The sequence below is a fragment of the Flavobacterium sp. NLM genome (genome assembly GCF_002210235.1).
Taxonomy (GTDB): domain Bacteria; phylum Bacteroidota; class Bacteroidia; order Flavobacteriales; family Flavobacteriaceae; genus Flavobacterium; species Flavobacterium panici.
In genome coordinates, this window is sequence record NZ_LIAC01000004.1 from 287,927 (window position 1) to 303,382 (window position 15,456).

At 29.1% G+C, this 15,456-nt stretch carries 15 protein-coding genes; all 15 read left to right on the top strand.

What is annotated here, in order from left to right:
- The first annotated feature begins 1 nt into the window (after nt 1).
- The 15 genes from APR43_RS06730 to APR43_RS06800 all read left to right on the top strand — a co-directional run bounded on the left by APR43_RS06730 (nt 2) and on the right by APR43_RS06800 (nt 15,454).
- Complete coding sequence (locus APR43_RS06730) at nt 2-1,027, top strand: hypothetical protein (protein ID WP_053470861.1); 1,026 nt, start codon at nt 2-4, stop codon at nt 1,025-1,027.
- Nucleotides 1,028-1,074: 47 nt separating this feature from the next.
- Nucleotides 1,075-2,478 (top strand): lipopolysaccharide biosynthesis protein, encoded by a 1,404-nt coding sequence (locus tag APR43_RS06735; protein WP_053470862.1) that lies wholly within the window; start codon nt 1,075-1,077, stop codon nt 2,476-2,478.
- Nucleotides 2,475-3,506 carry a hypothetical protein gene (locus APR43_RS06740; protein WP_053470863.1) on the top strand — a complete coding sequence of 344 codons (1,032 nt, stop codon included), beginning with the start codon at nt 2,475-2,477 and terminating at the stop codon, nt 3,504-3,506. The genes APR43_RS06735 and APR43_RS06740 overlap by 4 nt, the downstream gene beginning before the upstream one ends.
- 229 nt (nt 3,507-3,735) lie before the next feature.
- Nucleotides 3,736-4,989 (top strand): glycosyltransferase family 4 protein, encoded by a 1,254-nt coding sequence (locus APR43_RS06745; RefSeq protein ID WP_053470864.1) that lies wholly within the window; start codon nt 3,736-3,738, stop codon nt 4,987-4,989.
- The gene (locus APR43_RS06750) at nt 4,989-6,242 is read left to right on the top strand and encodes a hypothetical protein (protein ID WP_053470865.1); all 1,254 of its coding nucleotides are present in this window, start codon (nt 4,989-4,991) and stop codon (nt 6,240-6,242) included. The genes APR43_RS06745 and APR43_RS06750 overlap by 1 nt, the downstream gene beginning before the upstream one ends.
- Entirely contained in the window at nt 6,205-7,014 is an 810-nt protein-coding gene (locus APR43_RS06755) for a glycosyltransferase family 2 protein (protein ID WP_053470866.1), read from the top strand. The genes APR43_RS06750 and APR43_RS06755 overlap by 38 nt, the downstream gene beginning before the upstream one ends.
- A 480-nt stretch (nt 7,015-7,494) precedes the next feature.
- Nucleotides 7,495-8,160, top strand: coding sequence for a glycosyltransferase family 4 protein (locus APR43_RS24785; RefSeq protein WP_371079490.1), 666 nt, complete (start codon nt 7,495-7,497; stop codon nt 8,158-8,160).
- 24 nt (nt 8,161-8,184) lie between these two features.
- Nucleotides 8,185-9,156 carry an NAD-dependent epimerase/dehydratase family protein gene (locus APR43_RS06765; RefSeq protein ID WP_053470868.1) on the top strand — a complete coding sequence of 324 codons (972 nt, stop codon included), beginning with the start codon at nt 8,185-8,187 and terminating at the stop codon, nt 9,154-9,156.
- A complete protein-coding gene (locus APR43_RS06770; protein ID WP_053470869.1) occupies nt 9,153-9,896 on the top strand; it encodes a glycosyltransferase family 2 protein in 744 nt (247 codons plus the stop codon). Before APR43_RS06765 ends, APR43_RS06770 begins: the two co-directional genes overlap by 4 nt.
- Nucleotides 9,893-10,801 (top strand): NAD-dependent epimerase/dehydratase family protein, encoded by a 909-nt coding sequence (locus APR43_RS06775; RefSeq protein ID WP_053470870.1) that lies wholly within the window; start codon nt 9,893-9,895, stop codon nt 10,799-10,801. Before APR43_RS06770 ends, APR43_RS06775 begins: the two co-directional genes overlap by 4 nt.
- Nucleotides 10,802-10,822: 21 nt before the next feature.
- Nucleotides 10,823-11,938, top strand: coding sequence for a GDP-mannose 4,6-dehydratase (gene gmd, locus APR43_RS06780; RefSeq protein WP_053470871.1), 1,116 nt, complete (start codon nt 10,823-10,825; stop codon nt 11,936-11,938).
- Between the two features lie 47 nt (nt 11,939-11,985).
- Nucleotides 11,986-12,918 carry a GDP-L-fucose synthase family protein gene (locus tag APR43_RS06785; protein WP_053470872.1) on the top strand — a complete coding sequence of 311 codons (933 nt, stop codon included), beginning with the start codon at nt 11,986-11,988 and terminating at the stop codon, nt 12,916-12,918.
- Between the two features lie 19 nt (nt 12,919-12,937).
- Nucleotides 12,938-13,897 carry an MraY family glycosyltransferase gene (locus APR43_RS06790; RefSeq protein WP_053470873.1) on the top strand — a complete coding sequence of 320 codons (960 nt, stop codon included), beginning with the start codon at nt 12,938-12,940 and terminating at the stop codon, nt 13,895-13,897.
- The gene (locus tag APR43_RS06795; RefSeq protein WP_053470874.1) at nt 13,894-14,319 is read left to right on the top strand and encodes a WxcM-like domain-containing protein; all 426 of its coding nucleotides are present in this window, start codon (nt 13,894-13,896) and stop codon (nt 14,317-14,319) included. The genes APR43_RS06790 and APR43_RS06795 overlap by 4 nt, the downstream gene beginning before the upstream one ends.
- Entirely contained in the window at nt 14,312-15,454 is a 1,143-nt protein-coding gene (locus tag APR43_RS06800; protein ID WP_053470875.1) for a DegT/DnrJ/EryC1/StrS family aminotransferase, read from the top strand. Before APR43_RS06795 ends, APR43_RS06800 begins: the two co-directional genes overlap by 8 nt.
- Nucleotides 15,455-15,456: the final 2 nt, after the last annotated feature.

Here is a 15,456-nt window from a genome sequence, read left to right on the forward strand (position 1 = left end):
TATGAAATTAAAATTACTAAATTTTTTGTTCGCTTTTGTATTGTGTCTTTCCTGCACTGCTCAAGATGAAGATGATTCGGTTAAAATTAATACTCAAAAAATTACTAGTAGTGAAGGGTTGAATAATGCTTTTACTAATTTGGTTTTTTTTGATAATCAATGGTTTCTTTCATATAGAGAATCCGATAAACATGCATTAGGACTTGATGGCATTGTTAAAATACTTAATAGTTCTGATGGTATTAACTGGAGTGTAATTAAAGAGTTTAAAGAAGATAATTTAGATTTACGAGATGCTATGTTTGCAATTAATGGAGATAAATTAATGGCTTATGTACATGGATCTCGATATGAAGGCACTAATTTAGTTATGTTTAAAGATTTTAAATCAGATTATATTAAAGGAAAGGGGTGGAATGATCTGGAAAATGTTCTTTTAGATAAAAGAAAAGGTTACACAAGTAAAATCGAAGGTAATCAGGCATGGCCGTGGAAAATTACTTGGTATCAGGGTAAAGCATATTCTTTTGCTTATGGGAAAGATAGTTTTTTTGACTTTTATACAAGTTCAAACGGACTTAATTTTCAGAATATGTTTTTTGACCAGAATATTAAAGGGATGCCTACAGAGGCAACTTTAAAAGTTGATAGTAAAGGTGTATTCTATGTTCTTTTAAGACGGGATGACGGATCAGCAATTGTTGGAAAGTCAACAAATTTAGGAACTACATTTGAATGGTTTGGAGAAGTTCCAATTTATAGTTTTGGAGGACCTGACTTCGTGTTTTATAAAGACGGTTTACTAGTAAGTGGAAGGGAGAATCATAAAGTCATTTTAGGATATTATAATTTAAAGACTAATGAATACAAAAAACTTTATACTTTAAAAAGCGGAAGAGACTGTTCATACCCTGGAATGGTACTCAAAAATGATATTTTATGGATCAGCTATTATTCAGGCCATGAAAATAAATCAGGTACATCAATTTATCTTTCACGAATAGATTTAACTACACTTACGTTTTAAATTTATTTTACAATAATATTTCACGATCAAAGTGAAATGCAGTTTTTATGTTTAAAAAAATAATCTCGCACAGTTTAATATATGGTTTAGCTCCATTTATACCCAAAGTTATTAATTTATTGATGCTGCCAATTTTTACGGCAGTTTTAAATCCAGTAGATTATGGTGTTCAGTCATTACTAAATTCAAGTATGGGATTAATTGGAGTACTGGCAATGCTAGGCTTAAATCTTCCTTTAACCAATGTTTTTTTTAAACACAATTATCATTATAAAAAAAGATGGGGTCAGTTTTACGGCTTTTTAAATTTATGGATGGTAATATATGCTGTTTTACTGGCAGGTATAATTTACTGTATCGTTCCTATAGAAGCTCAGGAAAATGTATTCTTGATAATCGTATTTAATGTTGCACCAATTGTTTTATTTGGACCAACTGCTGATATTGGTCAATTGTATTATCAACTCAATCAGCAGCCAAAACAGGTAGTCATTCGAACTGTGATTGTATCATTTATTACAATTATTTTAAATTATGTCACAATCGTAATATTGAATTTACATTACATGGGGTGGTTTTTTTCCACTTGTGTTTCAACACTGCTACTAAATGCATCTTATTGGTATCCCTTACACTATAAACTGCATATTAAACCAATTTACCATTTTAAGACATTAGTAATTACGAAGGGATTAAAGGTTTCCTTGCCTATGATTCCCCACTATTATGGTTCTTTTTTACTAGGGTCCGTTGATAGTTTAATATTAAAATATTATACAGTAGCCACAGTTCAAATTGGATTTTATGGTTTTGCAGCAACATTTGGAAATTTAACAGCTTTATTTGTTGGAGCCATAAATACAGCAGTAGGTCCTATATTATTTCAAATGATGAGCAAAAAGCAATATTTGCCTATCCGAAATTTGATTTGGGCCATTCAAGGAGGTTTTTTAATTGCTGTAACTTTGGGTTGCATGTGGATGAAAGAAATTTTTCAAATCGTAGTTAAAAATGATCATTTACAAACAACGTATTTTTTAGCCGTTGTATTTATAATGGGGCATTCTTACAGACCAATGTACTTTGGTTCGGGAAGTTTTTTATTTTATAATGAAAAAACACGAAATCTTTGGAAAGTAACATTAGGAGCAGGACTAGTATGTGTTATTTCAAATTTTTTATTAATACCTTTTTTAGGATTTACCACTCCAGCTTATGTGCTGTTTTTTAGTTATCTTATCATGGGATATGGAGTGTTTTTTTTGAAAGATTATAAAGAAAGTGCAGTTATTGATTTTAAGCCGATAATCTGGTTTTTTGCAACGATACTCTGTTTTGCTTTAGCACTTTTTTTAGTTGAAGTTAATTATAAACTTAAATTATTTATAAGCTTCATAATGTTAGGTTTTTTAGCTGTTTTTTATTTAAAAAAATACGCAAAAAAGATATGAAAGAAAAAATTATAAAATACTTTTTACAGCATTCTCTGACGCGTAAATATCTTTACATATTATTGAAATTGAAAAATTACAAAGGAATCCAAGAAATGAGTGCAGAATGTAATTCTAGACGAATGCTTGGGCTTTTTGAATATGGCAAATTAGCTAAAAATATTGCGCCTTTTTTTTATCCAAATGAAATACAATTCTATGGTTTTGATCATGTTATTTCTAAGTACACAGGGCTTACAAATTTAAAAAGTACAATTTCTAACGAGCATGGTTTTATATTTTCGACATTTGTTTCTAATCATTACATTAAGAATGATACAATCATGACTTTTAGTGATTTTAGAGAAGAAGAAATAAAAAAGAAATACTCGAATGAACTAAATATTGCTAAAATTGGTCCCTATATTCATTACGCGGATTCTTTATTATCTTTAGAAGAAACGGTTAATATTAAAAATGAAATTGGCAAAACATTACTAGTTTTTCCTTTTCATTCCATAGATGGTGTTCTAAGCAGTTTTGATACAGATACATTTATTGAAAATATAGAAAAATATAAAACAGAAAATAATTTCGATACAGTGTTAGTTTGCCTGTATTGGAAAGATATTCAGATAGGCAGAGCAGAAAGTTACATTAGTAAAGGCTATAAGGTGACCACTGCAGGACATATAAATGATCGATTTTTTCTAAATAGACTTAGATCTATTATTGAATTGTCAGATTTTGTAATTTCAAATGAGTTGGGTACGTATATCGCCTATTGTCTCTGTTTGAATAAAAAAATCAAACTCATCAATCAAAAGAGTGAATTTGTTGGAGAACAGGGTAATGAAGAACATATTAATAGGGTTGGTTTTTTAAAAATCGAAAACCATATGATTAGTTATTATCAGATACAAGAAAAATTGATGTCTATTTTATCTCATGAAAATCCAACAACTGAAGGTTTAGAGTTTGTTAAAGATTTTTTTGGTCTCCAGCATTTAAAAACTGCTTCAGAATTAAAAAAGATTTTAATGAATTAAAAAAATCATTGATTTACAATTCCATAAATCTAATATGGATATTTCCAATTTTTATTTCAATTCCTTAAGGCTATTGCCTTTTAATTCAAGTTTTAAAAATGGTTCTTTTTCATATAAGATTTGATATTTGCATAAATTGTAAATAAATTCATGATTCAATAAGAAATAAGATTAATATCTAAATTAAAACATTGTTTTATAATATTAAATTTTAACTGAGTTTATAATAATGAAAATAATAATAGTTAATTCATATGATAATGTTGGTGGAGCTGCTAGAGCAGCTTATAGGTTGCACAAATCGTTATTATCAAAAGGAATTGACAGTAATATGATTGTGCAGCGTAAGTTAGGTGATGATTATACTGTTCAGTCTTTTCCCAATAGTCTTTTTCAAGAATTACTTGCAAAAGTTAAACATATATTAGATCAACTTCCATTAAGATTTTATAAAAACAAAACAAAAATACTTTTTAGCCCTTCTTGGTTAGGATTTAACAATGTTGTTGATCGAATTAATTCAGCTAATCCTGACATTGTTCATCTTCACTGGATTTGTAATGGTATGTTTAAAGTGGAAGATTTAGCACGAATTAAGGCTCCTATTATTTGGACATTGCATGACAATTGGGCCTTTACCGGTGGATGTCATATTATGTGGGATTGTGAAAAATACACTGAAAATTGTGGAACCTGTCCTAGACTTGGAAGCACTAAAGAGAATGATTTAAGTAGAGATGTTTTTAAAAGAAAAGAGAAGACTTATAAAAAAATGCCAAATATGGTCATTAATGGTTTAAGTGAATGGATTACTAATTGTGCCAGGAAAAGTACTCTTTTTAGAAATCATAAAATTATAAATATACCAAATCCCATAGATACTGACTTGTTTCACCCTTTTGATAAAACCCTATCAAGAAATTTATGGAGATTCCCACAAGATAAAAAATTGGTTTTATTTGGAGCGATAGCAGCAACAAGCGATATTAATAAAGGTTATCAACAGTTAAAAAATGCACTGGACTTATTAGATAATGACAATGTTGAGTTAGTGATTTTTGGTAGTAGTGAGCCTAAAGATAAAGACTTTTTAAAATTTAAGACGCATTATCTTGGTCATCTTAATGATGATATTAGTTTGGTTTCATTATACAATTCGGTTGATGTGGTTGTATTGCCAAGTTTACAAGAAACATTGCCTCAAGTGGCAATTGAAGCAATGTCATGTGGTACTCCAGTTGTTGCTTTTGGACATACTGGATTGTTAGATATAATTGAACATACTGTAACAGGTTATTTGGCAAAGCCATTTGATAATAAGGAATTAGCTGATGGGATTAACTGGGTTTTAGATGAAAATAACTATTCTGCTTTATCAATAAATTCCAGAAGTAAAATTGTAAATTGTTTTAGCAGCTCATACGTAACAGATAAATATATAAAACTGTATGAAGATATGATGGCAAATAAAATTAAGCAATAATGGTTTTAAAGAATAATAAAATTGGTTATGCAATAATATGGATTATTATTTTTATGGCATTTCCTTTTTCGATTGCTCAAGCTTATAATTTGCCTGCAAAAATGATAATGGCTATGCTTACTACTCTTTTGATGGTAGGCCTTTTGCTTAAAATCAGAGATATTAAAGTAAATACTACTATGTCTTTTATCTTTTTATTTCAAATTTTCACATCATTTATATATTTATTTATTCATAGAGATTTGGCTTATATAAATCTCTTGTTTCAAATTTTAGTGCCATTCATAATTTATATGTATATATCGCTATTTTTGAATATAGAAATTTTATCAAAACTGCTAATTAAGTTGACACTGGTTATGGGAGTACTATCTGCCATATGTTTCATACTTTGTTTAACAATCAATTTGCCTTATTATTCAGTTTTTCAAAATCCTGATGGAAGAGATGGTTTTAATTTTATTATCTCATTTACAAATACAAATATAGATTACGGTTTTGGTAAATTTATTCGTCCTGCAGGCTATTTTGATGAGCCCGGAACACTTGCTTTTTATATAATAATTGGAATACTGCTAAATGATTTAACGATAAAAAATACAAAGATTCAAAGTACATTAATGATAGTGGGGCTTTTTACATTCTCAGTAGCATTTTATTTAATTCTTACTCTTTACGGATTATTATATTTAAGTAAAAAAAGTTTGGTAAAAATTTTGATTTCTTTTGTCTTCATTTCTTTTATTTCTGTTTATCTATACTCACAATTGGATAGCGAATATCAAGGAGTTATATATGGGTCATCAATAGGAAGATTAGAAAGTATAATTAATCCAGATTCTGCATCGAACAATTTTCAAGCAGATAATAGATCAAATTTAATATCAAATGCCAAAGAAGCAATTATTGATTCTCCAGTAATTGGCCAAGGGATCTCATATGCTTCAAACGAAGATAGTAAGTTTTATGGGACTTTTATGTCAGCAAATTTTCTTGGAATATTTGGAATACATGGAATAATTGGAGGATTAATATTTTCCTTACATGTGTTTTATTACATCTATGTTTGTTTTAAAAAAAGAGGAGGTTTAACAATTCCTCAAAAAAGCTGCCTAATATATTTAGTCTTAATATTACAAAGACCTGATTATATTGGGGGAATATTGACCTATTTAACAGTATGTCTTTTAACCTTAACTTCATTAAATTTTAAAAATGTTACCCAAAATATCGATAATTACCGTAGTTTATAACGACGAACAATATATTTCAAAAACCATTGAAAGTGTACTTAATCAGTCTTATGATAATATAGAATATATAATTGTTGATGGAGGTTCGACAGACTCGACTGTAGAGAGAATTAAAAACTACACCGATGCTATAGATGCTTTTATTTCGGAAAAAGACCGAGGAATATATGATGGAATGAATAAAGGAATTCAAAAAAGCTCTGGAGATTACCTTCTTTTCCTTAATTCTGGAGATTTTTTTCACAATAATAATATATTGAATGTGATTTCAGGTTACATTGAAAAAAGTGGAAATGCGGATATTATTTATGGTGATTTTAGCGTTAAATCAGAAGATGCAAATTTTGGTTTTATTCGAAAAGCTGGTGATGTTGGAAGTATAAAAAAAGAGATGGTTTTTAGTCACCAAGCATGTTTTATTAAAGGAGATTTACACAGAAAAAATAATTACGATTTAAAATATAGAATTTGTGCAGATTATAATTTTTTATTAAAAAGCTATTTAGAAGGAGCAAAATTTTATAAGGTGCCGGAAATTATTGCCACTGTTTCAAATGGAGGTTTATCAGATATGAATCGAATAAAAGTCTTTAAGGAAAGATTGGAAATAAAAAAGGTATTAATTCCTTCTGTTAGTAATTATTATTACTATTTTAAAAGTGTTTCCTATTTATCATTTATAGGACTAGTTAAAAAATCAATTCCTAATTCTCTTTTTCTAAAATTTTATAAATTAAAATATAAAATAAAGAAAAGAGAAACAGAAGTTTGATTTTGTAAACTAACCTTCTATTGAAAAATAATTGCGAAAATTTTTAAAAGACTAATGAAAAAAAACATTTTATTTTTTTGTCCTATCCCACCCCCAATAGGTGGTCAAGCATTAATATCTGATATCGTTTATAATTTAATTAAGCCTAAATTTCTAATTAATACAAATGTAAAAAGTAAATACTTTGGTACATTAATAACTATATCAAAAACCTTTTGGTTTTTAATTTTTCATAAAATTGATTTAGTATACTTTACTTGTACCAGAAGTAAAAAAGGGGCTATAAAAGATTTGATTTTGCTTTTTTTATGTAAACTACGAGGAATAAAAGTTATAAATCATTTACATGGTAATGAGGTTATGGATCTTTTTACAGGTGATTTTTTTTCGAAAATTATTCATTGGGCTTATAATCAAATAGACATAACAATTTTTGTAACTGAACGCCAGAAAGAACTTATGCCATCCTCTTTATCAAAGATGAAAAAAATTGTAATTCCTAATTGTTATGATTCAGTTTTAGAAGATATTGATTTCAATTTAAAGAACAGAAAAGAGGAAATACAAATTTTTTACATTTCATTTTTAATGAAAAGCAAAGGTATTTTTATAGCCTTAGATACATTTGCTAAAATTGCAGAAGAATACAAAAACGTTACATTTCATATTGCTGGAGAACCTCTTTCTGATTATTTAATGTCTGCTTCAGATGTAAAGGAATTATTTGAAGAAAAGTTTAATAAACTTGAACAAAATTATCCAAAACGATTTGTTTACCATGGAGTTGTTAAAGGGCAAGATAAAATAAAACTGTTTCTGGATAGTGATATTTTACTTTTTCCAACTTTTTTTAAAACAGAATCTTTTGGATTGGTTAATGTTGAAGCAATGAGAACAGGAAATGCCGTTATTACTACAGATCATAATTTTCTGTCTGATATTGTCACTGAAAAGGAAGGAATTCTAATAAAACCAAATGATGTAGAAAGTGCTTATAGTGCTATTAAACATTTTCTTAATAATCCATCTTTGCTTTTGCAAGTTCAAAAACATAACATTGAACATGCTAAATTAGAATTTTCTCCAAAGAAATTCAATAGCAGAATAAAATCATTATTTTCAGATTGTTTGAATAATGAGTTTTAATTTTTTTATAAATAATAAAAAATAATGTTTACTAAATATAAAATACTTGTTACAGGTGGTTCGGGATTCATTGGAACGAATTTGACAGAAAAATTTATTCAGGATGGACACAAAGTTTTGAATCTTGATATAAAGCCACCACAAAAAGAAGAACTATTGAATTCGTGGGAAAAAGCGGATATTAATGATTTGAATATTTTTAGGAACTTAGTGCTAAATTTTGAACCTGATTATATTGTTCATTTAGCCGCACGAACTGATTTAGACGGAAAAACTCTTGAAGATTATAATGCAAATATTTTGGGAGTAGAAAATCTACTCAAAATTGCGAATGAGTTATCGAATTTAAAAAAAATAATAGTAACCTCTTCAATGTTGGTATGCTACGGTGGATATTATCCTAAAGACCAATTTGATTATACTCCAACAACAATTTATGGTGAAAGTAAGGTGCAAACAGAAAAGATTGTTTGGGATCATAAGCCATCTTGTGATTGGGCAATAATAAGACCAACTTCAATATGGGGTCCATGGTTTGGAGCTCCATACAAGAATTTTTTTGAAATGGTAATTGCAGGAAGATATTTTCACATTGGAAATAGAGGTTGTACTAAAACATATGGTTTTGTTGGTAATGCTGTTTATCAAATTGAAAATATTCTTTTTACTGAAACAAGAAATGAAGAAGAGAAAGTTTTTTTTATAGGTGATGATCCGGCAACAAATATTGAAGAATGGGGAAATGAGGTTGCAGATGAACTAGGAAGTAAAATAAAAAAAGTGCCATACTTTGTAGTTAAAGGGGCAGCATTATTTGGTGATGTTTTAAATTTTTTTAGGATTAATTTTCCAATGAGTTCGTTTCGTCTTCATAATATGACAACCAATAACATTTTAAATTTAAAAAACACTTATAAAGTAGCGCCATTATTGCCATATTCAAGAAAGGATGGAGTAAAAATAACTTTAAAGTGGATGTTTGAAAATAAATTATGAAAATTTCTATAATAACAGTTTGCTATAATAGTTCAGATACGATAGAAAAAACAATACTATCTGTAGCGAGTCAGACCTATAAAAATATTGAATACATTATAGTTGATGGTAATTCTAAAGATAGCACTTTAGAAATTATTAAAAATAATGAAACCAAAATAACCAAATGGATTTCAGAACCAGATAAAGGACTTTATGATGCAATGAATAAGGGATTGTTACTGGCAACAGGAGATTTAATAGGTATTTTAAATTCGGATGATACTTTTTATTCTGCAACAGTTATTCAAGAGATTGCAAAATTTCATGAAAGTAATAATGTTGATGCGTCTGTTGGTAATATTATTCAGCATAAAGAAAATGGTAAAGTTTTAAGGTTGTATTCTTCTAAATTTTGGAATCCGCAAAAATTAAAAATTGGCTTTATGCCGCCCCATCCGTCTATTTTCTTTAAAAGAGAGCTTTTTGAAAAGTTTGGTGATTACGATTTAGGATTTAAAATAGGCGCGGATTATGAACTTATTACCAGGTTTTTTTTAAAGAATAATATAACATGGCAATTTTCTGGTATAACAACTACTGCAATGCTGGTGGGTGGACTTAGTAGTTCTGGATCTTCTTCTTATAAATTAATAACGAAAGAAATTCAAAAAGCATTATCTATGAATGAAATTGAATTTTCACCATCAAAAATAAGGATGCGTTTTTTTTGGAAAATAATAGGGTTCTTAAAAAAATGAAAATAACAATCACTGGAGCCTCAGGTTTTGTTGGGATTAATCTTCAACAGTATCTAAAAGATTTATATCAAATAAATACTTTAAGTATTCGTTATATATCAGATCAAAAAATAGAAATTTCATCAGATGCAATTATTCATTTGGCAGGTAAAGCTCATGATTTAAAGAAAGTTTCAAAACCATCTGATTATTATGAAGCAAATTTTGAACTAACAAAACAGTTGTTTGATGCATTTCTAATTTCAAAAGCAAATGTTTTTATTTTCATGAGCAGTGTGAAAGCATCTTCAGATAAAGTTGAAGGAATTTTATCTGAAGATAATACCTGCAATCCTAAAACACATTATGGGATTTCAAAAAATAAGGCTGAAGAATATATTTTAAGTAAAAAACTTCCAGACGAAAAAAGAGTTTATATTATCAGACCCTGCATGATTCATGGTCCTGGAAATAAAGGAAATTTAAATCTTTTGTATAATTTGGTTTCAAAAGGTATACCATGGCCGCTTGGTTCGTTTGAAAATCAAAGATCTTTTCTTAGTGTTGAAAATCTTTGTTTTGTTATTAGAGAAATATTAGATAATAAATCTATAAGTTCAGGAATTTATAATGTTGCTGATGATTTAGCGCTTTCTACAAATGAATTGATTTTGATATTAAATCAAACATTAGATAAAAGATCAAATATTTTGAAAATTCCAATTTCTCTCATTAGTCGGATTTCTCGAATTGGTGATATTTTTAAATTACCTTTAAATTCAGAAAGACTTCAAAAGCTGACAGAGAATTATGTTGTTAGCAATAATAAAATTATAAAAGCAATAGGAAAACCTTTACCAGTTACTACTAATGAAGGTTTAATTAAGACTTTTAAGTCTTTCAGAAAAAATAATAAACTAAAATAAATATTAATTAAAGAAGATAAAATGAAAATTGCACTTATAACAGGTATCACAGGACAAGATGGTTCATACCTGGCAGAATTATTATTAGAGAAAGGTTATATGGTTCATGGTGTTAAAAGAAGAGCTTCTTCATTTAATACACAACGTATTGATCATATTTACCAGGATCAACACGAAGCACATGTAAATTTTAAGTTGCATTATGGAGATTTAACAGACTCTACTAACATTATTCGAATTATTCAAGAAGTTCAACCTGATGAAATCTATAATTTAGGAGCGATGAGCCATGTAAAGGTTTCCTTTGATTCACCAGAATATGTTGCGAATGTTGACGGTATTGGAACATTAAGAATCTTAGAGGCGGTTCGTATTTTAGGCTTAGAAAAGAAAACCCGCATTTACCAAGCATCGACATCTGAATTGTATGGCGGTTTAGCCGATAATAAAAATGAAAAAGGATTTTATGATGAACACTCACCATTTTATCCACGTTCACCTTATGGAGTAGCAAAAATATATGGTTTTTGGATTACTAAAAACTACCGTGAAGCATATAATATGTATGCTTGTAATGGAATTTTGTTTAATCACGAATCACCACGTCGAGGAGAAACTTTTGTAACTCGTAAAATAACTATGGCTACAGCTGCGATTGCATTAGGTGAGCAAGACTGTATTTATTTAGGTAATTTAGATGCGCAACGTGATTGGGGACATGCAAAAGATTATGTAGAAGCAATGTGGCGTATTTTACAGCAAGATATTGCTGAAGATTATGTAATTGCTATGGGAGAAACTACTTATGTACGTGATTTTGTTAAAATGTCATTTGGAGAAGTAGGAATCGAAATCGAATTTAGAGGAGAAGGAGTAGATGAAAAAGGATATGTGGCTTCTTGTAGTAATCCTGAATTTCAGCTTGAAGTAGGTAAACAAGTTATTGCTGTTGATCCGCAATACTTCCGTCCAACAGAAGTTGACTTGCTTATTGGAGATCCTACAAAATCAAAAACTCAATTAGGATGGGTTCCGCAATATGATTTAGCCGGATTAGTAAAAGAAATGATGGCATGTGATATTCAAAATGTTCGAAGAAAAAAGATGCTGGACGAAGTAAGAGCAGTTAAATATTAATTGAGATAAAACACAATGATTTTATTCTTGAATTAGAAAATACTATTATGAATTTAGAAGAGAAAATATATATAGCAGGGCATCGAGGAATGGTAGGTTCAGCTATTTTACGTCAATTAAAAGCTAAAGGATATACAAACTTTGTTTTAAAAACTTCTGCTGAATTAGACTTAAGAAATCAACAAGCTGTAACTGATTTTTTCGCTAAAGAAAAACCTGATTATGTTTTTTTAGCGGCTGCAAAAGTTGGTGGAATTATTGCAAATAATACTTATAGAGGTGATTTTATTTATGAAAATTTGATGATTCAGAACAATGTAATTCATCAATCTTACTTGAATAACGTAAAGAAATTAATGTTTCTTGGTTCCTCATGTATTTATCCAAAAATGGCTCCACAACCACTGAAAGAAGAATATATGCTTACAGGAGAGTTAGAACCAACAAACGAACCTTATGCAATTGCTAAAATTGCAGGTATTAAAATGTGTGATGCCTACAGAGATCAATTTGGTTGTAATTTTATTTCGGTAATGCCTACAAACTTGTACGGACCGAATGATAATTATGATTTAAAAAATTCTCACGTATTGCCTGCAATGTTGAGAAAATTTATAATAGCAAAACGTAACCAGGAACCTTCAGTAACGATTTGGGGAACAGGAAGTCCTAAAAGAGAGTTTTTACATGCAGATGATTTAGCGGAAGCATGTCTGTTTTTAATGGAAAATTATAATGATTCAGGATTAGTAAATATTGGAATTGGTGACGATATATCAATCTTAGACCTTGCAATTTTAGTTAAAAAAGTTGTAGGATTTGAAGGAGAAATTCTAACAGATACAACTAAACCAGATGGAACTCCTCGTAAATTAATGGATGTTTCTAAATTAAGCAGTTTTGGTTGGAAAGCTAAAATAACTTTAGAAGAAGGAATTCAAAAAGTGTATGAGGAAATTAAAGATACTAATTGGGAATAGATCACAAGATTAGAAAATAATGCAATACACAATACTTGGGTTAATATTAATGATTTTTATGCTTCTTTATTTTAAAGTTGCAGACCGTTATAATATTATTGATAAACCAAATCAAAGAAGCTCGCATACAGAAATAACATTAAGAGGAGGAGGAATTATTTTTTGGTTTTCGGCATTCCTTTATTTTGCCCAATACCTTAATTACTTTTTCTTCACAGGAATTACTTTGGTTAGTTTAGTAAGTTTTTGGGACGATATTCAGAGTTTGTCTAACAAAATCCGAATGTCTGTCCAGTTTCTTGCAATTAGTTTAATTTTTTATGACTTAGGATTGTTTACGATCGTTCCTGCATTTGCAATTGTTGCTGCATATATTTTAGCAATTGGACTAATAAATGCTTACAACTTTATGGACGGCATTAATGGAATTACGGGGTTATATACCTTGGCGATTCTTGGAGCCTTATTATATGTTAATTCAAATATTCAGCTTTTTATAGATGGTAGTTTTATAAAGTACGGAATGGTTGCAAGTTTAGTTTTTCTGTTTTTTAATTATAGAAAAAAAGCGAAGTGTTTTGCCGGAGACGTTGGAAGTATTGCAATTGCGTTTTGGGTAATTTATTTACTTTTAAAATTAATATTAAATACAGATTCAATTATCTGGCTTTTATTTTTGGCTGTTTACGGTGTTGATGCTGTTTGTACAATTTTGCACCGTTTATACTTGAAACAGAATATTTTTGAAGCTCATCGTTTACATTTTTATCAAATTTTGAGTAACGAATATAAAATACAGCATAGATTAGTTTCACTTTATTACGCGATCGTACAAATTGGAGTTTCGGCTTTGGTTATTTCTTTTTATCAAAAAGTTAATGAGATTGTACTGTTTGCAATTATAATTATTCCTTTACTTTTTGTCTATTCAATAAAATTTTATTTGATAAATAAAAAGAGTTTAAAATTAGAAATGTGAATCCAAAAATAATTCAAGGCGGGAAATTTTCAGACCATAGAGGTACTATTTCATATGTTAATGATTTTAGTTTTGAAGGTATTGAAAGATTTTATATTATCAGCAATTCTGTTGAAAATCCAATTCGTGCATGGCAGGGGCATAAATTAGATGCCAAAAACTTTTATTGTATTAACGGATCTTTTAAAATTCATTTTGTAAAAATTGATAATTGGGAAAATCCTTCAAAAGATTTGATAATTGAAACAATTATAGTTTCTGAAGCAGATAGTAAAGTGGTCCATATTCCATTTGGATATGCAAATGCAATTGAATCTTTGGAACTTGATTCAAAGTTAATATCATTTTCTACATTACCATTAAAAGATGTTAAGGAAGATGATGTTCGTTATCCATCAGATTACTGGAAGATAAATGAATGATAAAAGAATTCATTTGTCACTTTCAAACCAAAGCGGTTTAGAAAAAGTATATGTTCAAAAAGCATTAGAAACAAATTGGATTACCTCAGGCGGTCCAAATGTAGACAGCTTTGAAGATCAGCTTCAAGATTATTTTTCAGAAGGAACATTTGTTGCAGCATTAAATTCTGGGACTTCAGCCATTCATCTATCATTAATTTTATTAGGAGTTAGTAATGGAGATGAGGTTATTTGCCAGACATTAACATTTTCAGCATCTGCAAATCCAATTTTATACCAAGGCGCAACACCAATTTTTGTAGATAGTGAACCTGAAACATGGAATATCTGTCCGTATAATCTGGAGATTGCAATAAAAGACAGAATAAAAAAAGGGAAAAAACCGAAAGCGATAATTGCAGTTCATTTATATGGCATGCCGTATAAAGTAGATGAAGTTCATGCTATAGCCGATCGCTATGAAATACCAATTATAGAAGATAGTGCAGAATCACTTGGAAGTACCTATAAAGGAAAAAAATGCGGTACATTTGGTACTTTTGGAATTTTGTCATTCAATGGGAATAAAATTATTACAACATCGAGTGGTGGAGCATTAATCACGAATTCAAAAGATTTAAAAGAAAAGACCATTTTTTATGCTACTCAATCTAAAGATAACGCTATCCATTATCAACATAGCAGCATAGGTTATAACTATAGGATGAGTAACATTTGCGCATCCATAGGATTGGGGCAATTTGAAATATTGAATTCAAATATTGAAGCAAGAAAGAATAATCATTTTTTTTATAAAGAGATTTTTAATAAGATAAAAAATGTTGTGCTTTTTGAAGTTTTAAACGAAGATTATTTTTCAAATTATTGGTTGAATGCTATATTGATTGAGCCAGAAGCTCAAAATAATATAAACAGAGAAAGTTTAAGATTAGCATTTGAGAAAGAGAATATTGAAAGCAGACCTTTATGGAAACCAATGCATTTACAGCCAATCTTTGCAAAATTTCCATATTATGGAGAAACCATTGCAGAACAGTTGTTTGAAAAAGGATTATGCTTGCCTTCAGGATCTGGTCTTACAGATGAGGATAGAAATAGAATTAAAGAAGTAATCAATAATTTCTTTAAAAATTAAAT